The 21,193-nt window shown below is 68.2% G+C and carries 15 protein-coding genes; 8 read left to right on the top strand and 7 right to left on the bottom strand.

Annotated elements, in window-relative coordinates; all coding sequences use genetic code 11:
* Nucleotides 1-17: 17 nt before the first annotated feature.
* The 4 genes from P2PM1_RS00150 to P2PM1_RS00135 form a co-directional block, all read right to left on the bottom strand.
* A complete protein-coding gene (locus P2PM1_RS00150; RefSeq protein ID WP_186386184.1) occupies nucleotides 18-797 on the bottom strand; it encodes an ATP-binding cassette domain-containing protein in 780 nt (259 codons plus the stop codon).
* Nucleotides 794-1,870: an ABC transporter permease gene (locus P2PM1_RS00145; protein WP_186386183.1), complete on the bottom strand. Its 1,077-nt coding sequence runs from the start codon at nucleotides 1,868-1,870 to the stop codon at nucleotides 794-796. The genes P2PM1_RS00150 and P2PM1_RS00145 overlap by 4 nt, the downstream gene beginning before the upstream one ends.
* Before the next feature lie 156 nt (nucleotides 1,871-2,026).
* Complete coding sequence (locus P2PM1_RS00140) at nucleotides 2,027-3,028, bottom strand: sugar ABC transporter substrate-binding protein (RefSeq protein ID WP_371636232.1); 1,002 nt, start codon at nucleotides 3,026-3,028, stop codon at nucleotides 2,027-2,029.
* A gap of 67 nt (nucleotides 3,029-3,095) precedes the next feature.
* Complete coding sequence (locus P2PM1_RS00135) at nucleotides 3,096-4,394, bottom strand: ROK family transcriptional regulator (RefSeq protein ID WP_244301356.1); 1,299 nt, start codon at nucleotides 4,392-4,394, stop codon at nucleotides 3,096-3,098.
* Between the two features lie 227 nt (nucleotides 4,395-4,621).
* On the opposite strand from P2PM1_RS00135, the gene ade reads away from it, so the two are divergent.
* The 3 genes from ade (at nucleotide 4,622) to P2PM1_RS00120 (ending at nucleotide 9,262) form a co-directional block, all read left to right on the top strand.
* A complete protein-coding gene (gene ade, locus P2PM1_RS00130) occupies nucleotides 4,622-6,343 on the top strand; it encodes an adenine deaminase (protein WP_186397759.1) in 1,722 nt (573 codons plus the stop codon).
* Between the two features lie 362 nt (nucleotides 6,344-6,705).
* On the top strand, nucleotides 6,706-8,271 hold the full coding sequence (locus tag P2PM1_RS00125) for a long-chain fatty acid--CoA ligase (protein ID WP_244301361.1): 1,566 nt from the start codon (nucleotides 6,706-6,708) through the stop codon (nucleotides 8,269-8,271).
* Nucleotides 8,272-8,392: 121 nt separating this feature from the next.
* Nucleotides 8,393-9,262, top strand: a complete 870-nt coding sequence (locus tag P2PM1_RS00120) for a helix-turn-helix transcriptional regulator (RefSeq protein ID WP_186397757.1) — start codon at nucleotides 8,393-8,395, stop codon at nucleotides 9,260-9,262.
* A 45-nt stretch (nucleotides 9,263-9,307) separates the two neighbouring features.
* Here P2PM1_RS00120 and P2PM1_RS00115 read toward each other — a convergent pair whose 3' ends face one another.
* Nucleotides 9,308-10,306, bottom strand: coding sequence for a DMT family transporter (locus P2PM1_RS00115; protein WP_186397756.1), 999 nt, complete (start codon nucleotides 10,304-10,306; stop codon nucleotides 9,308-9,310).
* A 298-nt stretch (nucleotides 10,307-10,604) separates the two neighbouring features.
* Here P2PM1_RS00115 and P2PM1_RS00110 point away from each other — a divergent pair, with 298 nt between their 5' ends.
* Complete coding sequence (locus P2PM1_RS00110; RefSeq protein WP_186397755.1) at nucleotides 10,605-12,908, top strand: xanthine dehydrogenase family protein molybdopterin-binding subunit; 2,304 nt, start codon at nucleotides 10,605-10,607, stop codon at nucleotides 12,906-12,908.
* 136 nt (nucleotides 12,909-13,044) lie between these two features.
* On the top strand, nucleotides 13,045-14,025 hold the full coding sequence (locus P2PM1_RS00105; RefSeq protein WP_186397754.1) for a DMT family transporter: 981 nt from the start codon (nucleotides 13,045-13,047) through the stop codon (nucleotides 14,023-14,025).
* 25 nt (nucleotides 14,026-14,050) lie between these two features.
* On the opposite strand, the gene P2PM1_RS00100 is transcribed toward P2PM1_RS00105, so the two are convergent.
* The gene (locus P2PM1_RS00100; RefSeq protein WP_186386174.1) at nucleotides 14,051-14,287 is read right to left on the bottom strand and encodes an Lrp/AsnC ligand binding domain-containing protein; all 237 of its coding nucleotides are present in this window, start codon (nucleotides 14,285-14,287) and stop codon (nucleotides 14,051-14,053) included.
* Nucleotides 14,288-14,552: 265 nt separating this feature from the next.
* On the opposite strand from P2PM1_RS00100, the gene P2PM1_RS00095 reads away from it, so the two are divergent.
* Nucleotides 14,553-15,695, top strand: coding sequence for a TRAP transporter substrate-binding protein (locus tag P2PM1_RS00095; protein ID WP_186386173.1), 1,143 nt, complete (start codon nucleotides 14,553-14,555; stop codon nucleotides 15,693-15,695).
* Between the two features lie 27 nt (nucleotides 15,696-15,722).
* Here the strand turns inward: P2PM1_RS00095 and P2PM1_RS00090 are convergent, their stop codons facing one another.
* Nucleotides 15,723-16,418 (bottom strand): TetR/AcrR family transcriptional regulator, encoded by a 696-nt coding sequence (locus P2PM1_RS00090; RefSeq protein WP_186396941.1) that lies wholly within the window; start codon nucleotides 16,416-16,418, stop codon nucleotides 15,723-15,725.
* Between the two features lie 430 nt (nucleotides 16,419-16,848).
* Here P2PM1_RS00090 and P2PM1_RS00085 point away from each other — a divergent pair, with 430 nt between their 5' ends.
* A complete protein-coding gene (locus P2PM1_RS00085; RefSeq protein WP_186397753.1) occupies nucleotides 16,849-17,934 on the top strand; it encodes an efflux RND transporter periplasmic adaptor subunit in 1,086 nt (361 codons plus the stop codon).
* A complete protein-coding gene (locus P2PM1_RS00080) occupies nucleotides 17,931-21,131 on the top strand; it encodes an efflux RND transporter permease subunit (protein ID WP_186397752.1) in 3,201 nt (1,066 codons plus the stop codon). Before P2PM1_RS00085 ends, P2PM1_RS00080 begins: the two co-directional genes overlap by 4 nt.
* The last annotated feature ends 62 nt before the right edge of the window (nucleotides 21,132-21,193 follow it).

Below are 21,193 nucleotides of genomic sequence, written 5' to 3'. Positions count from 1 at the left end.
GGTGGGCCTCCGGGGTCTCAGGCCGCCACGGCCTGCGGCGGTTCCATCGCGCCGGTCATGATTGCGACGGCGTCCGACATGGAGAAGTCGTTCGGTCTTATGACACAGGCACGACGCCCGAGGCGATGGATATGGATGCGATCGGCGACCTCGAAGACATGCGGCATGTTGTGGGAAATCAGCACGATAGGCAGGCCGCGCGCCTTCACGTCGCGGATCAGGTCGAGGACCTTGCGGCTTTCCTTGACACCGAGGGCGGCGGTCGGCTCGTCCATGATCACCACCTTGGAGCCGAAGGCGGCGGCGCGGGCCACGGCGACGCCCTGGCGCTGGCCGCCGGACAGGGTCTCCACCGCCTGGTTGATGTTCTGGATGGTCATCAGCCCGAGCTCGGACAGCTTCTCGCGGGCGATCTTCTCCATCGCCTTGCGGTCGAGCTTGCGCAGGTATTTGCCCATCCAGCCGGGGTGGCGCAGCTCGCGGCCCATGAACAGATTGTCGGCAATCGACAGGGCCGGCGACAGGGCGAGGTTCTGGTAGACGGTCTCGATGCCGGCCTCGCGCGCCTGCATCGGCGAGGTGAACTGGACCGGCCGTCCGTCGAGCCGGATCTCGCCCTCGTCCGGCACGACCGCGCCCGAGATCGCCTTGATCAGGGTCGACTTGCCGGCGCCGTTGTCGCCGATCACGGCGAGGATCTCGCCGGGATAGAGGTCGAAGTCCGCCCGGTCGAGGGCGACGACGCGGCCATAGCGCTTGACGAGGCCGCGGGCGGTGAGGATCGGTTCGCGGGTCATGCTGCAACCTTTCTGATCCACTGGTCGATGGCAACGGCGGCGATGATCAGCACGCCGATCAGCAGATAGGTCCATTGCGGGTCGGTGCCGATCAGGCGCAGGCCGAGCGAGAAAACGCCGACGATGAGCGCGCCGAACAGCATGCCGAGGATCGAGCCGCGTCCGCCGAACAGCGAGATGCCGCCGATCACCACGGCGGTGATGGATTCGATGTTGGTGAACTGGCCGCTGGTCGGCGAGACCGAGCCGAGCCGGCCGATCATCGCCCAGCCGGCAATCGCGCAGATCAGACCGGCGAGCGTATAGACCGAGATGCGGATGCGGGAGACGCGCACGCCGGCGAGTTCGGCGGCGTCCGGGTCATCGCCTATCGCATAGACATGCCGTCCCCAGGCGGTGTGGTTGAGCACGTAGTTCAGCACCAGAACCAGCACCAGCATGGCGATCACGCCATAGGTGAAGACGGCGCCGCCGATGGTGAACTTCTCGCCGAAGAACTGGAGGATCGGCGCATTTGCCTCGATGTCCTGGCTGCGGATCGTCTCGTTGGCCGAATACAGGAAGTTGGTTGCCAGCACGATCTGCCACATGCCGAGCGTGACGATGAAGGGCGGCAGGCGCATCCAGGCGACAAGGGCGCCGTTGATGAAGCCGCACAAGGCGCCGCAGGCGAGGCCGCACAGCACCGCGATCTCGGCCGGAAGCCCGTAGCGGAAGGTGAACTGGCCCATCACCACCGACGACAGGACCATGATCGCGCCGACCGAAAGATCGATGCCGGCGGTGAGGATCACCAGCGACTGGGCGCAGCCGACGATGCCGACAATGGCGACCTGCTGCAGGATCAGGGTCAGGGTGAAGGGCGAGAAGAATTTCGAGCCGAGCAGGATGCCGAAGACCACCAGCGACAGCAGCAGCACGATCAGCGGCACGAATTCCGGCCGGGCGTGCAGGCGGTGCTGGATGCGGTCGATCAGCGGCCGGTCGGCGCGCGCGAAGGCGGCGACCTGCGTCGAACTCCCGGCAAGGCCTTTCTCGAAGTCGTCTTTCGCGGATGTCTGTGCGTCGCTCATTGGGTCTCCTCCCCCGCAACCTTACCCGGCCCCGCAACCTTGCCCGGCCCCGCAACCTTGCCTGGACGGCCGTGCCGGCGAGGGGTGCCGGCGGATCGTCCGCGCGGGGCGGGTGCCGTCCCGCGCGGAGCTTTCCTCAGTATCTGGTGCCGGGCATCAGCCCCAGCACTTGTCCAGACCTTCCTTGGTGTCGATGGAGGGTACGCCCTCCGCCGGCCGGTCGGTGACGAGTGCCACGCCCGTGTCGAAGAAGGTCTTGCCCGGCGTCGGCTCCGGCTTGGCGCCGGTGTCGGCGAAGGTCTTGATCGCCTCGATGCCGAGCGAGGCCATCAGCAGCGGATATTGCTGCGAGGTGGCGCCGATGACCCCGTCGACGACATTCTTGACGCCCGGGCAGCCGCCGTCGACGGAGACGATCAGCACGTCCTTCTCGCGGCCCATCGCCTTCAGCGCCTCATAGGCACCGGCGGCGGCCGGTTCGTTGATCGTGTAGACGACGTTGATCATCGGATCCTTGGTCAGAAGGTTCTCCATGGCGCGGCGGCCGCCTTCCTCGTTGCCGGCGGTCACGTCGTTGCCGACGATACGCGGATCGTCCTCGTCGCCCCAGCGGTTCGGGTCCTTTACGTCGATGCCGAAGCCGGTCAGGAAGCCCTGGTTGCGCAGCACGTCGACGGAGGGCTGGCTGACGGCGAGGTCGAGCATGGCGATCTTGGCATCCGCCGCCGCATCGCCGAGGGTGGCGAGGGCCCACTGGCCGATCAGTTCGCCGGCCTTGAAATTGTCGGTGGCGAAGGTCGCATCGGCCGCGTCGGTGGGCTCCAGCGGCGTGTCGAGGGCGATGACGAGAATGCCGGCATCGCGCGCCTGCCTGACGCTGTCGACGATGGCCTTGGTGTCGGAGGCGGTGATCAGGATGCCCTTGGCGCCGTCGGCGATGCAGGTCTCGATGGCGGCGACCTGGCTCTCGTGGTCGCCGTCGATCTTGCCGGCATAGGACTTGAGCTGGATGCCGAGTTCGGCCGCCTTGGCGGTGGCGCCTTCCTTCATCTTGACGAAGAACGGATTGGTGTCCGTCTTGGTGACGAGGCAGGCCGTGATGTCGGCGCCGAGCGCCGGAGTGGCGGCGGCGATGCCGAGCACGGTGCCGGCGAGCATCAGTTTCCTAAGCATGGTCAGTTCCTCCCAGTTGGTTTTGCGATCGCGTCGCGGACCGCCCGGCTCCTCATGCCGGACGGCCATCCTGTGCGGGCTCGATGTCCTTTCGCGCCTTGCGCGCGGCGGCATCGGCGGCACCCTGTTTGCCCTCGTTCGCGGTCAGGATCGCGGTGCGGGGCGAATAGTTGAAGAAGATCGGCAGGTTGGCGGCGCCGGCGGCGCCCGCGTCCTGGCCGAAGGAGCCGCGCTGCAGGCGCGGCGGCACGCGCGACTGCGGCGCGGCCAGCGCCAGCGCGCGGGTCAACTCGTCGATCAGCCGCTGCGGCAGGCCGCCGTCGATGTCGAAGTCGATGACGACGAGCGGCACGTCGATCAGCGAGATCGCCGACCAGATCGCCGGCGTCAGCGCGGCGACACAGTCGGCAAGCCATTCCTCGACCGCCGGGTGGTTGCTTTCCACGGCCCGCTCGAGATCGTCCCGCGTTTCGGCGAGGATGCCGTGATGGGCAAGGTGGCGCTTCAGCGCCGAGAGCGAGGCGCGGGTCAGCAGGATGTCCATCTCGCCGCGCGGCGCCGGGGCGGAGGCGAGGCGGCTGCGCGGCACCGGGATCATCGCGACGTCGCCGGCATTGCCCCGCACGCCCTTGACGCAGTCGCCGCCATAGACGACGCCGCCGCCGATGGCGGGGCCGAGGAAGAGGTAGAGGAAATCGTCGGCGTGTCGGCCGGCCCCGGAAAACAGCTCGGCGATGGCGGCGGCGGTGCCGTCGTTTTCGGAGAAGACCGGGAAGTCGATGGCGTCCTGCAGGAGTTGCTTGAAGTCGATGTCGTCCCACAGATGGAAGTTCGCCCTCGGCAGGCCGAGTTCATGCAGCCAGGAGCCGAGGTTGAACGGCATGGCGACGCCGACCCCGGCGATGCGCGCATGCTCTTCCGGCGAGACGAGACGCAGCAGGCTGGCGATGTCGCGGGCGACGATGTCGACCACCCGCTCGGGTTCGGGCAGGAAGCGGTCATGCGACTGGCGGCCGATGATGCGGCCGGAAAAGTCCGCCAGCACCGTCTCGATCGAGGTCCGGTCGATGCGCACGCCGAAGCCATAGGCCCCCGTCGCCGCCAGGCGCAGCATCGTCGCCGGCTGGCCGCGGCCGCCGTCGTGCCGCTTGCCCAGGGTCTCGATCAGCCCGCTGGTCGTCAGGTCCTGGATGATGCCGCCGATGGCGGCGTTGGTGAGCTGGGCAAGGCGCGCGAGATCGGCCTTGGACGCCTCGCCGACCCGGCGCAGCACCTGCAGCACGATGCGCTCGTTGTAGCGGCGCAACTGAACGGAATTCGATCCCTGTCCGACAAGCGGGCGCCTGGCCACCTCGACTGTCCTCCCCTGATCCGCCTCCGCCTCTGCCGGGCGGATCGTCATGCGGTTTTATTTCTTTCAGTTGATTTATTAATTATCGGAACGGGGACCTTGTCAATCCGCTTTCCGTGCTGCATCGCGGAATCCGCAACGTCGGGTGGTGCTGGCGCGCCCTGCCGCGCTTGTGCCATGCTTGAATGCGAGGCAGGGTGCAGGGATCGCACGCCAGGGAGCAGAACATGCCGAACACGATGGAAACACGCAGCTTTCTGGAGCGGGCGATCGCCGCCGGGCGGGGGGAGATCCCGGCCGATCTGGTCGTGCGCAACGTTCGGCTGTTCTCCATCCTCGACGGATCGCTGACGGACACGGATGTGGCGATTGTCGGCGAGCGGATCGTCGGAACGCATGGACGTTATCGCGGGAAACGCGAAATCGACGGGGCCGGCCGCATCGTCGTGCCGGGCTTCATCGACACCCATCTGCATGTCGAATCGTCGCTGGTGACGCCGCTGGAATTCGACCGCTGCGTGCTGCCGCACGGGGTGACGACGGCGATCTGCGACCCGCACGAGATCGCCAATGTGCTCGGCGCTGCCGGCCTTCGCTATTTCCTCGATGCGTCCGAGCGCACGCTGATGGACCTCAGGGTCAACCTCTCGTCCTGCGTGCCGGCGACCGCCTTCGAGACCGCCGGCGCGCGGCTGGAGATCGAGGATCTCGAGCCGTTCCGCGCCCATCCCAAGGTCATCGGCCTTGCCGAATTCATGAATTTTCCCGGCGTGGTCGCCGGCGATCCCGGCGCGATCGCCAAGCTGGCGGCGTTCCAGGACGGCCATATCGACGGGCACGCGCCGCTGCTGTCGGGCCTCGATCTCAACGGCTATCTCGCCGCGCGCATCCGCACCGACCACGAGGCAACCACGGCGGCCGAAGCACGCGAGAAGCTCGCCAAGGGCATGACCATCCTGATCCGGGAAGGCTCGGTGTCGAAGGATCTGGAGGCGCTGGCCGAGATCCTGACGCCGGACACCTCCTCCTTCGTCTGCCTGTGCACCGACGACCGCAACCCGCTCGATATCGCCGAGGAAGGTCATCTCGACAGCATGATCCGGCGGCTGATCGCCCGCGGCGCCCGGCCCTGCGATGCCTATCGGGCGGCGAGCTGGTCGGCGGCGGTGGCCTTCGGCTTGCGCGACCGGGGCCAGGTGGCGCCGGGCTGGCGCGCCGATCTCGTGCTGCTCGACGATCTGGAAGACTGCCGGGTTCATTCGGTGATCGCCGGCGGGCGGCCGGTCGACGAGGTAGCCTTCGCCGCGCGCGCGTCGCTGCAGCCGGTCGGGCTCGACAGCGTCCGCCTGCAGCGGCCGGTAACAGCGGCGGATTTCAGGATCGCCGCCTCCGGCGAGAACGAGACCGCCGTCATCGGCGTGGTGCCGGGCCGGATCATCACCGAGCATCTGTCGCGCAGCCTGCCGGCGGGCGAGGGCGGGTTAGAGGCCGATCCGGTGTCCGATGTCGCCAAGGTCGCGGTGGTGGAGCGGCACGGCAGGAACGGCAATATCGGCCGGGGCTTCGTCTCCGGCTTCGGCCTCCAGGGCGGGGCGATCGCCTCCTCCGTCGGCCATGACAGCCACAACATCTGCGTCGTCGGCTGCGACGATCTGTCGATTGCAACGGCGGTCAACCGGATCGCCGAGCTGCAGGGCGGTTTCGTGGTGGCGAAGGGCGAGACGGTGATGGCGGAACTGGCCCTGCCGGTCGCCGGCTTGATGAGCCTTGCCGCCTTCGAGGAGGTGCGTCACGCGCTGGGCTCGCTGCGGATCGCCGCCCGGGCGCTGGGCTGCACCCTGCCGGAGCCGTTCCTGCAGGTGGCCTTCCTGCCGCTGCCGGTCATTCCGCACCTGAAGATCACCGACCGGGGGATGTTCGACGTGGACCGGTTCGCGCTGCTGGCGTGAGCGGGGCGCCATGCCCGCCATATCGAGAGCAGCGGCGGCATGATAGACTGCCCACTCGCTCGGCGGGCACATTTAACGTTGACGTAAAGGGAAGCTTTGGCCATGTTGAGCTAGCCGGGTGAGCCGGCCGCGGATCCGTGCGGGAGGCGGAGCCGCGAGAGGACACGGCCATGGCACCAAGGGCCGTCACACATCGGCGCCTTGAGACAAAGGGCCATGACACAACAGGGGCACGGGACAACGTGCCGGGTCCGGGAGGAACCATCGTGAGCGAACCGCAGGTTTGGCTTGCCGCTTTTCGTCCGCAGCCGATCCACACCTATCTCGATACGGCCGCCAGGGAACATGGCCGCAAGCCCGCCATGGATTTCCTCGGCAAGGGCTGGACCTATGGCGAGATTTCCGCGCTGTCCGACCGGGCGGCGACGGGGCTGCAGGCGATGGGCATCGTCAAGGGCGACAAGGTGGGCCTGTGCCTGCCCAACACGCCCTATTACACGATCTTCTATTTCGCCGTGCTCAAGATCGGCGGCATCGTCGTCAACTTCAATCCGCTCTATGTGGAGCGCGAACTGTCCTTCCAGGCGCGGGACAGCGGCACGCGCATCATGGTGACGATGGACCTCAAGGTCATCTATGACAAGGTCGAGGCGGTGCGGCGCGAGGGCTCGCTCGACCGCATCATCGTCTGCCCGATGGCCGATATCCTGCCGCAGCCCAAGAAGCTGCTGTTCACGCTGTTCAAGGGCCGGGACCGCGCCCGCATTCCGCAGGACGCCGCGCATCCCCGGTTCGCGGAGGTGATCGGTCACGGGGCCAGCCCGCGCGTTGCCGACATCAAGCCCGACACCGACATCGCCGTCCTGCAATATACCGGCGGCACCACCGGCGTTCCCAAGGGCGCGATGCTGACGCATACCAACCTTGCCGCCAATATCGAGCAGATGCGGTCGCTCTTCTGCAACGCAAAGGTCGGCGAGGAGAGGATGCTCTGCGTCCTGCCGTTCTTCCATGTCTTCGCGATGACGGTGGCGCAGAACCTGTCCGTGGTGCTGGCGGCCGAGATGGTTCTGATGCCGCGCTTCGAGCTGAAGATGCTGCTCGAAACCGTCCGGCGGAAGAAGATCACGCTGTTTCCGGGCGTTCCGACGATCTACACCGCGATCAACAATTCGCAGATGACGCCGAACTACGACCTGACCTCGATCCGCCTGTGCATCTCGGGCGGTGCGCCGCTGCCGGTGGAGGTGAAGACCCAGTTCGAGGGACTGACCGGCTGCATCCTGGTCGAAGGCTACGGTCTGACCGAGGCCTCGCCCGTGGTTGCGGCCAACCCGCTCAACGAGAACCGGCGCGCCGGCTCGATCGGGGTGGCGATTCCGGGCACGGTGCTGGAGTTCCGCAGCCTGGAAAATCCGTCGGAACGCGTTGCCGAAGGCGAGAAGGGCGAGTTAGTGGTGCGCGGGCCGCAGGTGATGGCCGGCTATTACAACCGGCCGGAGGAGACGGCGCGCACGATCGAGAACGGCGCCCTGCATACGGGCGATGTCGGCTATCGCGACCCGGACGGTTTCGTCTATCTGGTCGACCGCATCAAGGACCTCATCCTGTGCTCGGGCTACAACGTCTATCCGCGGATGATCGAGGAGGCGATCTACCAGCATCCCGCCGTGGAGGAGACGATCGTCATCGCGATTCCTGACCCCTATCGCGGCCAGGCGCCGAAGGCCTTCGTCAAGCTCCGCTCCGGCGAGGAGCTGTCGGCGGTGGATCTGCGCAGCTTCCTGAAGGAGCATCTGTCGCCCATCGAATTGCCGCATGAGATCGAATTCCGCGACGCCCTGCCCAAGACGATGGTCGGCAAGCTGTCCAAGAAGGAACTGGTGGAAGAGGAAGCGGCCAAGCGCGCCAAGGCGGAGGGCGGCTGAGGCGCGGCCCCGGCCCCGGCCCGGAGATGGCGACGGTGACGGCCGGCGCTTGATGCGCGCCGGCCGAGTTGGCATTGTCGGCCGCGATCCTTTCCGCCAATCGCTACGGGGCCCTGGCACAATGACGGCCGACCTGCCGACCTACCTGACCACACGGGAAATGGCCGACCTGCTCCGGGTGAAGGAGCGCAAGATCTACGATCTGGCGGCGGCGGGGGAAATTCCGCACAGCCGCGCCACCGGCAAGCTGCTGTTCCCGCGCGAAGTGGTGCTTGCCTGGATCGAGAATGCCAGCGAGGCGCCGGCGGGCGACGGCGTCCGGCCGGCCGTGCTGCTGGGCAGCCATGATCCCCTGCTGGAATGGGCGCTGCGCGAATCGGGCTCGGGGCTCGCCGCCTTTTTCGACGGCAGCCTCGACGGGCTCGACCGGTTCGACCATCTGGAGGGGATCGCGGCCGGCCTTCATATGGTCCAGGACGAGGGCTGGAACACCGACCTTGTCGCGCGGCGCTTCCGCTTCCGCCCGGTGGTCCTTGCCGAATGGGCCTGGCGGAACCGCGGCATCATCGTCGCGCCGGGCAATCCGCTCGGCATCGCCGCCATTGCCGATCTTGCCGGCAGGCGCGTGGTGCGGCGCCAGCCGCAGGCGGGCAGCCAGCACCTGATGGAGCGGCTGCTTTCGCAAGCCGGCATCGCGCTGCCCGAGGGCGGGCCGATGGCCCGCGACGAGCGCGAGGCGGCGCTTGCCGTGCTCGACGGGCGGGCGGATGCGGCCTTCGGCCTTGCCGCTTCTGCCCGGCAGTTCCGGCTCGATTTCGTGCCCGTCTGCGAGGAGCGGTTCGACGTGCTGGTGTCGCGGCGGGACTGGTTCGAGCCGCCGTTCCAGGCGCTGATTGCCTTCAGCAGGACGCCGGCCTTCGCGCAGATGGCCGAAACGCTCGGCGGCTACCGGATCGACGGGATCTGGACGCCGCATTTCAACGGTGCCTGAACTCGTGGTACCTGAACTCGTGGCGCGTGAGCCCTTGCTGCAAGGTCAGGGCGGATCGGCCCGCACGCCGACACGCGCGGTGACCTGGCGGCCGAGCCGGTTTTCCCGCCAGACCGTATAGAGCGCACCGGCGACGATCAGCGACGCACCGGCATAGGTGACCGGCGCCGGCAGGTCGCCGAAGACCAGGAAGCCGATGATCGTCGCATAGATCAGGCGGGCATAGTCGAGCGCGGCAAGCGCCGAGGCTTCGCCGGCGCGGAAGGCGCGGATGTTGCACATCTGCCCGGCCCAGGAGGCGATGCCCACCAGCAGCAGCAACCCCCATTCCTCCAGCGTCGGCGTGCGCCAGTTGTAGAGGGCGATCGGCAGCATGATCAGGCCGACGAAGAAGGCCTGATAGGTGAGGATGGTCACCGGTCGCTCGACCTGCGACAGCTTGCGGATGATGATCATCACGACGGCGGCCGAGGCCGCGCCCAGCACCGCCATCGCCGCATAGATGCTGAAGCCGGTGTCGCCGCCCGGCTGCAGAATCACCACCACCCCGACAAAGCCGATGATGGTGGCCGCCCAGCGGTGCCGCCCGACCGTCTCGCCGAGGAACAGGATGGCGAAGATCGTCAGGAAGAAGGTCTTGGAAAAGGCGATGGCGGTGGCGTCGGCGAGCGGCAGGTGAATGATCGCGGTGAAGCCGGCCAGCATCGCCACCGAGGCGCAGCCGACGCGGATCACATGCAGGCCGGGGCGCTGCGTCTTCAGCGATCCGGGCAGGCCGGAAAGGATCACCGGGGCGACGATGAGCGTCATGATGATCTGGCGGATCAGGATGATCTCGGCGACATGCAGCCGCGCGCCCAGCAGCTTGATCAGCGTCACCATGGCGGTGAAGAAGATGCCGGCCAGCAGCATCCACAGGATGCCGCGGATGTTGGCGGGCAACAGGGACAGCCTGTCGCCGGTGTCGCGGTAGCGCTGGGCGAGGCTGCGCCTGTCCGCGGAATCGGGAGGGTCCGGGGGCGTGTGCTCGGAAGGTTGGGGCATCGGGCTATCCGTGGGCGGGCAGGCGACGAGCGCCGCCGCAAGAAGGTGAGAGGTTGAGCATAGTCCCATTGTCCGCATTCGCGAAAGGGCCCGGCCGGTGTTCCGCTCCCCCTTGGCGGGAACGCGGTTTTGCCGCTAAGCTTCGCGCCTGCACACACTGGCGCTCCCGCCGGGACGCGGTATCCGCCATGATCGGCCTTGACCCTTCCGCAGCATGCGACATGTCGCATGCAACAGTTTCCGCAATCATCGCAGCGATCTCGGGACCCTGTCCCGCTGTCAGCAACGAGGCACTCGAATGAACGAATTGGTGCACGGCAAGTTCGGCATCGGCGCACCGGTGCGCCGCAAGGAAGACGACGCGCTGGTCACGGGCCGGGGGCGCTACACCGACGATGTGCAGCCGGAGGGGGCCTTGCGGGCCTATGTGCTGCGCTCGTCCGTCGCCCATGCCCGCATCGCCCTCGGCGATCTGGAGCCGGCACGGACCGCCCCCGGCGTTGCCATGGTGATGACGGCGGCCGACATTCCCGATCTCGGCCCGATGCCGACCAAGACGGTGATGACCCAGTCGGACGGCACCCGCCATGCGGTGCCGCCGCGCCCGGTTCTGGCCACCGACACGGTGCGCCATGTCGGCGAGCCGATCGCGCTGGTCGTCGCCGACACGCTCGCCAACGCCAAGTCGGCGGCCGAACTGATCGATGTCGACTATGAGCCGCTCGATGCGGTGATCGAGACGGGCGACGCCTTGACGCCCGGCGCGCCGCTGGTCTGGCCGCAGAGCGGCAGCAATCTCGCGTTCGTCTACGACGCCGGCGATGCGGCGGCCACCGACCGGGCGTTCGAGGCCGCGCATCATGTGGCCCGGATCGACATCGTCAACAACCGACTGGTGTGCAACTACATGGAGCCGCGCGGCTGCATCGGCGAATACGACGCGGCGAGCGGCCGCTACACGCTGACCGCCGGGACCCAGGGCGGCCACAGCATGCAGGCGATCATCGCCGGCGACATCCTCGGCATCCCGAGGGAGCGGTTGCGCGTCATCACGCCGGATGTCGGCGGCGGCTTCGGCACCAAGAACTTCGTCTATCCGGAATATCCGGCCTGCCTCGTCGCGGCGGAGCGTCTGGGGCGGCCGGTCAAGTGGATCTGCGAGCGCAGCGAGCACTTCCTCGCCGACGCGCATGGGCGCGACAATCTCTCCACGGCGGAAGTGGCGCTTGACGCCGACGGGCGCATCCTGGCGCTCAGGGTGGAGATCGTCGCGGCGATGGGCGCCTATCTGCACCAGTACGGCCCGATGATCCCGAGCTTCGGCCTGTCGATGGCGACCGGCCTCTACCACGTGCCGGTGATGTATGGCGTGGTCAAGGGCGTCTTCACCAACACCACGCCGACCGATGCCTATCGCGGCGCCGGGCGTCCCGAGGCGGCCTATCTGCTGGAGCGGCTGGTCGACAAGGCGGCGGCGGAGATGGACATGTCGCCGGCGGAGCTGCGCCGGCGCAACTTCATCCGCCCCGAGCAGATGCCCTACACGACCCTGACCGGGCGCATGTACGACACCGGCGACTTCGCTGTCCACATGGACCAGGCGCTGGCGGCGGCCGACTGGCAGGGATTTGCGGCGCGGGCGGAGGAATCCGCCGCACGCGGCCGCTATCGAGGCATCGGCATGGCGACCTATATCGAGGCCTGCGCCTTCGCCGGCTCCGAGGAGGCGACGGTGGAGCTTGGCCGCGACGGCTCGCTGACGCTGCTGATCGGCACCCAGACCAACGGCCAGGGGCACGCCACCGCCTATGGCCAGATCATCGCCGAGCAGTTCGGCGTCGATCTCGACCGCATCACCATGATCCAGGGCGATACCGACCGGGTGCGCAAGGGCGGCGGCACGGGCGGCTCGCGCTCGATCCCGATCGGCCTTCCGTCCGTGCTGGAGGCCTCGCGCAGCCTCGTCAGGAAGATCAAGGATCTTGCCGCCGACAGGCTGGAGGCCGGCGCGGCGGACCTGGAACTGGTCGGCGGCGAGGTCCGCGTCGTCGGCACCGACCGGTCGGTGACGCTGGCCGAGATCGCCGCGTCCGCGCCCGAGCAGCTTTGGGCGCGCGAGGAGGTCAAGCAGGCGGAGGCGACCTATCCCAACGGCACCCATGTCTGCGAGCTGGAGGTCGATCCGGAGACCGGCGACATCACCTTGCTGAACTATGTGATCGTCGACGACTTCGGCGTCACAGTGAACCCGCTGCTGCTGGCCGGCCAGGTGCATGGCGGTGTCGTCCAGGCCATCGGCCAGGCCCTGATGGAGAGCACCGTCTATGACGAGGACGGGCAGTTGCTGACGGCCTCCTTCCTCGACTACCAGATGCCGAGGGCGGCCGACATTCCCGACATCAGCTTCCAGACCCACAACATTCCCTCCACCACCAATGCGCTGGGGATCAAGGGAGCGGGCGAGGCCGGCACGATCGGCGCGGGCCCGGCGGTGATGAACGCGGTCGTCGATGCCCTGCGGCGCGGCGGCGTCCTTGCCCATATCGACATGCCGGCGACGCCGCAGCGGGTGTGGGAGGCGTTCCGGGCGGCGAATAGCTGAGCTAAGTCATGTGTATCGCGCAAGGGTGCCTTGCATTTCCCGCAGGCGGCCTTGCGCGATTCATCCTATAAATAGAGGATGTTTCATCCTGCCGGCTGTCCGCACCGCCGGTCTCACGGGCGGACCCTGACCCGCAATGTCCCTTGAGCGCGCTGCCCCCGCAGCCAGCCAGTCGCCGGGAACGGCCGAACTCAACGCCTACAATCCCCGGCTCGGCATCGCGCTGAAGGTGGCGTCCGCGCTCGTCTTCACCGGCATGGTCGCCATGGTGAAGCTGCTCGACGGCGTCTATCCGGTCGGCGAGGTGATCTTCGCCCGCTCCTTCTTCGGCATGTTGCCGGTGCTGCTGGTGATCGCCTGGCAGGGCAGGGTGAGCGACGCCTTCGTGACGCGGCGGCCCTGGGGCCATATCAGCCGCGCGCTGGTGGGGGGAACCGCCATGTCGCTGTGGTTCGCGGCTCTGGCGCTGCTGCCGCTGCCCGATGCGACGGCGATCGGCTTCTCGGCGCCGCTGATGACGGTGGCGCTGGCCGCCGTGATCCTGCGGGAGAAGGTCCGGGCCTATCGCTGGAGCGCCGTCGCCGTCGGCTTCCTCGGCATCCTCATCATCCTGTCGCCGCATCTGTCCGGCGCCGCGCCGACGGAAGAAGCCTCGCTCGGGGCGATGCTGGCTTTTGCCAGCGCGATCTTCATGGCGCTGGCGATGATCACCGTGCGCCGGCTGACCAGCACCGAGCGCACCTCGACCATCGTCGTCTGGTTCGCCGGCGTGACCTCGGTCTTCGCGCTGATGTCGGCGCCGTTCGGCTGGGTGATGCCGGATGCCACCGACGCGGTGATGCTGGTGGCGATCGGGCTTTCGGGAGGCGTCGGGCAGATCCTGCTGACCCAGAGCTACCGCTATGCCGACGCCTCGACCATCGCGCCGTTCGAATACACGACGATGCTGTGGACCGTGCTGGTCGGCTGGATCGTCTTCGCGGAAGTTCCGACGCTCGAGGTCATCGGCGGCGCGGCCATCGTCATCGGCGCCGGCGTCTTCGTCATCTTCCGCGAGCGCCAGCTCGGCCTCGACCGGTCGCGGGAGCGCAGCACGGTCCCCCCGTCCAAGGTCTGAGCCGGCACGGCTCGTTCAAGGCGCGTCAGAACGCCTTGAACGTGATGATCGTCTTGGTGTCGAGGATGCCGTCGAAGGGGTGGACCTTCTCGTTGACGAAGTGGCCGATATCCGCGTCGTCGTCGATGTAGAACTTGACCAGCAGGTCGTAGTCGCCGGCCGTCGAGTAGATCTCGGACGCGATTTCCGCATCGGCGATGGCGTTGGCGACCTGGTAGGCCTTGCCGAGATGGCATTTGATCATCACGAAAAACGGAACCATGGACGTCTCCGGCTGCAAGGGCGGCGGGCGCCGCGACTCATGGCGACAGTGAAGCGGATGCCGCCGGGTGGGGCAAGGGCAACCGTGCTGTGCCCCGGCCGGTCGCGGCATGTTGCGCGCGGTTGATAAACTTTGAACGCGCAAGGCTTGCGCAGTTGCCCCCCATGTCGGAGTCTGCCATGAAACACCGGTTCGAACAGTGTCCGCGTGCAAGCGGCGCGATCCGCGGCCCGGCATGCTCGGCACAGAGGGTTCCAGGCGTCGAATGACACATCGCAAGACATCCGCCAGTTCCTCGGGAGCCGCCTCGGTGACCCGGCGCGGCGCGCTCGGCCTTGCCGGGGCCGGTCTCGTCGGGACTGGGCTCGCCGGGACTGGGCTCGTCGGCGGGCTGGCCGCCCCGGCGCTGGCGCAGACGACGATCGAGTGGAAGATGGTGACGACCTGGCCCGCCGGCATGCCGGGTCCGGGCGTGTCGGCCGCACGGCTCTGCGACGCGATCGCGCGCCTCAGCAGCGGGCGGATGCGGGTGCGGCTGTTTCCCGCCGGCGGCCTCGTTGCCGGCGGCGAGGTCTTCGACGCGGTGTCCTCCGGCACGGCGCAGATGGGGCATTCATCGCCCGCCTTCTGGCAGGACCGGCTGCCTGCCGCCGTCTTCTTCTCGGCCGTGCCTTTTGGCCTGCTTCCTTCCGAGCATGTCTCCTGGCTGGAGCAGGGCGGCGGCATGGGGTTGTGGGAAAGGCTCTATGCGCCCTTCGGCATCCGGCCGTTCATGGGCGGCAACAGCGGGCCGCAGCTCGGCGGCTGGTTCATGCGGCCGGTGCTGTCGCTCGACGACTTTCGCGGTTTGCGGATCCGCATGCCGGGCCTTGGCGGCGAGGTGATGCGCCGCCTCGGGGCGACGCCCGTCTCCCTGCCGCCGGGAGAACTCGTCGCGGCGCTGCAAAGCGGGCTGCTCGACGCGGCGGAGTTCCTCGGGCCCGAGGGCGACCGGGCGATCGGCCTGCAGAAGGTGGCGAAGCTGTGCTACACGCCCGGCTTTCACGAGCCGAACGGGGCGAGCGAAGCGCTGGTCAATCAGGTCGCCTATGAGGGTCTGCCGGATGATCTCAAGGCGGTGATCGTCGCCGCCTGCCGCACCGAGACGCTGCATTCCATCGCCGAGAGCTCCTGGCGCAATGCGGAGGCGCTGCGCCTCCTGGTCCAGGAGGACGGCGTCGAGTTGCGGCGCTTCCCGCCCGACGTGATGCTGGCCCTGCGCGACACGTCGCGGGATGTGGTCGCGGCGCTCGCCAGCACGAGCGACATCGCGCGGGACATTCACCTCAGCTACACGCGCGCGCTGGAGCGGCTGGCACCGTGGAGCGAGGTCAGCGACCGCCAGGTGCTTGAGGGGCGCGCGCCCTGAGCGGGCGACAGGACCGACCCTTGCGACTCAGCACGCGGCCGGCTGCATCAGGCCCGGCGGCAGTTCGCGGAAGCGGCCGTCGCGCAGGGCGGCGAGGGCAAAATCCACCATCGGCTCGAACATCAGGTCCTGGTGGCCTTCCGGCAGGCAGCGGCAGGTCTGGGCGACCAGCGCGGGATGGAAGAACATCACCAGCGAGTGCTGGAACAGCAGCGCGGCGGTGTCGGCATCCTGCTCGGGAAACTCGCCCCTCGCGATCCCTTCCCGGATCAGTCGGGAGAAGCTCGCGCGCATTTCGGCCTTGTGATTCTCGACCTCGTCCCAGGCTTCGTCCATCGCGGCTTCCAGCAGGTCGTGGATCTTGCGATGGCCGGTGTAGTGCTCGCGGACGTGGTGGAAGTGCTGGCGAACCATCCGGCGCAGCTTGTCGGCGCTGGCGCCGCCGGACGTGTCGACGCCCTTTTCCATGGCCGCGCGCATGCTGCTGGTGACCATCACGGCGACGGCCTTGGTCAGTTCCGTCTTCGAGGCGAAGAAGCGATAGACATTGGCCGGCGACATGCCGAGTTCGCGGGCGATGTCGGCCACCGTCGTCTTCTGATAGCCGTAGAGGTGGAACAGTTCGCTGGCCTTCTCGACGATGCGTCGCCGCGTCTCGCGCGTTGCCGGACTGCTCGTCCCGTCCCTGGCGGCTGCCTCTTCCCTATCCAGCAAGTCACTCATGATGCACTGATCCGGTTTTCTGGCCGCTGCCCTTGCGGCCCGGTTGCGCGGCAACCTTTTGCCCACAATGGGAGCCGTTGCGGCAGGCGTCAACTCGTGACCGGCGCCGGCGGCGTGCCAGCCGGCCTTGCCGGTCGGCCGCCGCGCCGCTGCCGCAGGCGTGGTCGGTCGGGCATGTCGTAGCGTGAATGTATGTCACACACCATGAATATATATGTCCTCTGACGATTATTGACAATCGTCATTGATAACTCATATTAGGGCTGCACGGCGATATCTCGCCGGTCACGATCGACCATGCCGGCTTGCCACGGGCCGGCCGGCACTCCGAAAGGCCCGTATGATGAGCCGCTTACCCGCATTTCCCGCGCTTGCTGTCCCCACTGCCGCGCTTTTCCGTCTGCGGCGCATCGGCGGGCGGCTCGGGCCCATGCTGGTGTTGGCGGGGGTGATCGCCGGCTGCCAGCCCCAGGCGTCGGAGGAGGCGGACGTTGCGTCGACGCCGCGCGTGGTCTGGGTCGAGCCGGCCGTCCCGGCGGATGGCCGCAGCGTGACATTCTCCGGAACCGTCCATGCGCGCAGCGATGCGCCTTTCGCCTTCCGGGTGGGGGGCAAGATCTCGGCGCGGCTCGTCGATGTCGGCGACCGGGTCGCGGCGGGCCAGCCGATCGCCAGCCTCGAAGAGAACGACCTCAACGCGGCGCTGCGGGCGCGGCAGGCGGAAGAGCGCGCCGCCGAGGCACAGGCCCGGCGCACGGCGGAGGATCGCATCCGCGTCGGCGCCCTCAAGGACAAGGGGCATGTCTCGCAGGCGGCGCTCGATCAGGCGGTCGCGGCGGACGACGCCGCCGCCGCCACGCTGAAGGCGGCGGTCGAGCAGCGCATCCTCGCGGCGAATCAACTGGATTACGCGAGCCTGAAGGCGGATCGCGACGGGGTGGTGACGGCGGTGATGGCCGAGCCGGGCGAGGTTGTCGCCGCGGGGCAGGGCATCGTGCGCATCGCCGGCGATGCCGAGCGGGAGGTCGAGGTGGCGATTCCCGAGGCGCAGGTGACGGGGCTCGCCGACGCGCGCGCCAGCGTGACGCTCTGGGCCAGTCCCGACCGTCGCTATCAGGCGCGGCTGCGCGAATTGTCGCCGGTCGCCGACACGGCGGCGCGCACCTTCACCGCGCGCTTCGCCCTCGACGATCCGGGCGCCGACGCGCGGCTCGGCATGACCGCGAGTGTCCATCTCGAGCATGCGGCCCCGCAGGGTGAGGTCGCGGTGCCGCTGACCGCCGTGTGGTATTCCGGCGCCACGCCGCATGTCTGGCGGGCGGCTCCCGGAGCGGAGCGGGTCGAGGCGGTCGCTGTCGTGGTCCGCCGGATCGAGGCGGAGCGGGCGATCCTCTCCGGCCTTGCGACTGGCGACCATGTGGTCAGTCTCGGCGTTCACCGGCTCGATCCGGGCCTGAAGATCAACGCGGTGCTGCGACAGGCGCAGGGTCCGGTTCAGGTCGGAGCCCTGCGATGAGCAGCTTCAACCTGTCGGCCTGGGCCATTCGGCACCAGACGCTCGTTCTCTTCTTCATCCTCGTCACCGCGGTCGCCGGCGTTTACGCCTATGGCAATCTCGGCCGCAACGAAGACCCGTCCTTCACCGTCAAGGTGATGGTGGTGACGGCGGTCTGGCCCGGCGCGAGCGCTGAGGAGATGCAGGAGCAGGTGGCGGACCGGGTGGAAACCCGGCTGCAGACGCTGCCCTGGCTGTCGCGGCTGGAGACCTATACCCGGCCGGGCTTCATGGCGACGCAGATCGTCCTCGACGACGCGACGCCCCCCTCGAAGGTCGCGGACCTGTGGTATCAGGTGCGCAAGAAGGTGGGCGATATCGCCGGCGACCTGCCGCAGGGCGTGCTTGGCCCCTTCTTCAACGACGAATATGCCGACGTCTATGTCCAGGTGCATGCGCTGACGGCTCCGGGCGCGACCTGGACCGAACTGTCGGATCTTGCGGAAATGGCGCGACAGTCCTTCCTGACGGTCGAGGGCGTCGAGAAGGTCCAGCTCTTCGGCGAGCAGGACCAGAAGATCCATGTCGATATCTCCTATGCCAAGCTCGCCACCCTCGGCATTCCCGTCAGCGCGATCTTCGATGCGCTGGCGGCGCAGAACGCCGTGGTTCCGTCCGGCTCCGTCGACACGCCGAGCGAGACGGTGCAGGTGCGCGTCAGCGGCAGCCTGCAGGGCATCGAGGCGGTGGCGGCCGTGCCCGTGCAGGCAGAGGGCCGGGTGTTCCGGCTCGGCGACATCGCGACGGTGACCCGCGGCCTCGCCGATCCGCAAAGCTATGTGTCGCGCTACAATGGCGAGGACGCGATCATGATCGGCGTCGCCATGTCGGCGGGCGGCAACGTGCTGGAGCTCGGCGAGCGCCTGCATGAGAAGGCGGCCGAGATCGAGGCGCGGCTCCCCCTCGGGGCCGAGATGCACCAGGTCTCGAACCAGCCGGAAGTGGTGGAAGAGGCCGTCGGCGAGTTCCTGCTGAAATTCGCGGTCGCCATCTCGATCGTGCTTCTCGTGTCCTTCCTGTCGCTGGGCTTCCGCACCGGCATCATCGTCGCCCTCTCCGTGCCGCTGACGCTGGCCGCCACCTTCGTGGCGATGATGCAGATGGGCATCGATCTGGAGCGCATCTCGCTGGGCGCGCTGATCCTGTCGCTGGGGCTCCTGGTCGACGATGCCATCATCGCCATCGAGATGATGGTGGTGAAGATCGAGCAGGGCTGGGACAGGGCCCGCGCGGCGACCTTCGCCTGGGAATCCACCGCCTTCCCGATGCTGACCGGCACGCTGGTCACCGTCGCCGGATTTCTGCCGGTCGGCTTCGCCGCGTCGGCGGCCGGCGAATATGCCGGCGGCATCTTCTGGGTCGTCGCGACCGCGCTGCTGGTCTCCTGGATCGTCGCCGTCGTCTTCACCCCCTATCTCGGGCTGAAGCTGCTGCCGCGCTCGCTGGAGCGCCACGCGGCCGAGCGCGGGCACGAGGACGAGGACGCGATCTACCGCACGCCGGCCTACAACCGCCTGCGCCGGCTGGTCACCGGCGCGGTGCGCTTCCGTCTGCCGGTGGTGCTGGCCACCATCGGGCTGCTGGTCGCGGCCGGCTACGGCATGGGCTTCGTCAAGCAGCAGTTCTTCCCCAGCTCCTCGCGCCCGGAAGTGCTGGTCGAGCTGAAGGGGCCGGAAGGCGCCTCCTTCGCGGCGAGCGACCGGGAGGCGAAGGCCTTGGAGGCGTGGCTCGCGACCAGCGAGCATGTCGACTATTTCACCACCTATGTGGGGGCGGGCGCGCCGCGCTTCTTCCTCGCCTACAACCCGGCCTTGCCGAACCCGAGCTATGCGCTGATCCTGGTCCAGACCAAGGGCGGGGAGCATACGACGGCCCTCGTCAAGGAGTTGCAGGCCCGGTTCGCGGAGGCCGAGGGGGTGGTGAACGGGCGCGCCAACAAGCTCGAGCTCGGGCCGCCGGTGGGCTATCCGGTGCAGTTCCGCGTTGTCGGGCCGGATCTGGAAGAGGTGCGGACCATTGCCGCGCGGGTGCGCGATGCGATGCGCGCCCACCCGGACACGCGCAATGTCGAGCTGCAATGGGGCGAAAAGGTCAAGAGCGTGCGGCTGGAGGTCGATCAGGACCGGGCCCGCGCCCTCGGGCTGTCGACGACGGAGATCGGCCAGTCGCTGCAGACGCTGCTGTCCGGATACGAGGTGACGGCGCTGCGCGAGGGACGGCATTCTGTCGGGGTGGTCGTGCGGGCGGACGAGGCGGAACGCGCCGCGCTCGGCGATATCGCCGACATGGTGCTGCAGGTGCGCGACGGGCGGGCGATCCCGGTGTCCCAGGTGGCGCGGATCGACTACACCGCCGAGGATCCGATCCTGTGGCGGCGGAACCGCGAGACGGTGCTGGCGGTGCGGGCGGATGTGGCGGCCGGCGTGCAGGCGCCGGACGTCACCGCGGCCCTGCTGCCGACGATGCGCGAGATCGAGGCGACCCTGGCGCCGGGCTATCGCATCGATACCGGCGGGGCGGCGGAGGAATCGGCCAAGGCCAATGCGGCGCTCGCCAAGGTGTTTCCGCTGATGTTCCTGGCGATGGCCGTCCTGATCATGCTGCAGATGCAGTCCTTCTCGAAGACCATCCTGGTGTTCATGACGTTCCCGCTCGGCCTGATCGGCGCGGTCGCCGCGCTGCTGATCGCCGATGCCGCCTTCGGCTTCGTCGCCATTCTCGGCGTCATCGCGCTGGGCGGCATGGTGATGCGCAACACGCTGATCCTGGCGGACCAGATCGACCACGATCTGCAGGCCGGGGCGACCATGCGCGAGGCGATCATCGAGTCCACCGTGCGCCGCGCAAGGCCGGTGATCCTGACCGCGCTGGCGGCCGTGCTCGCCTTCATCCCGCTGACGATGAACATCTTCTGGGGGCCGATGGCGATCTCGATGATCGGCGGCCTGACCGTGGCGACGGTGCTGACGCTGGTGTTCATGCCCGCGCTCTATGCGCTCTGGTTCCGCCGCCGGCTGGACAGGACGGAAGCGGAGGTGAACGCGCCCAAGACCCCCGCCGGGGAAACCGGCCGCAAGTCCGATATCGGACCTGCGAAACAGGACACGGCAGAGCGTGCACCGGACCCCGCGCCGGCTCTGCCGCAGGCGGCGGAGTGACGTCCCCCGTTGCTCCGCCGCTCCTGAATTGTTGCGATTGAGCAACACATAGCAAAAAAGAC

It is taken from the genome of Stappia sp. P2PMeth1, from assembly GCF_900185735.1.
GTDB lineage: Bacteria > Pseudomonadota > Alphaproteobacteria > Rhizobiales > Stappiaceae > Stappia.
Note: the sequence above shows the minus strand (reverse complement) of the source record. Positions and strands in the feature narration are given on the sequence as shown.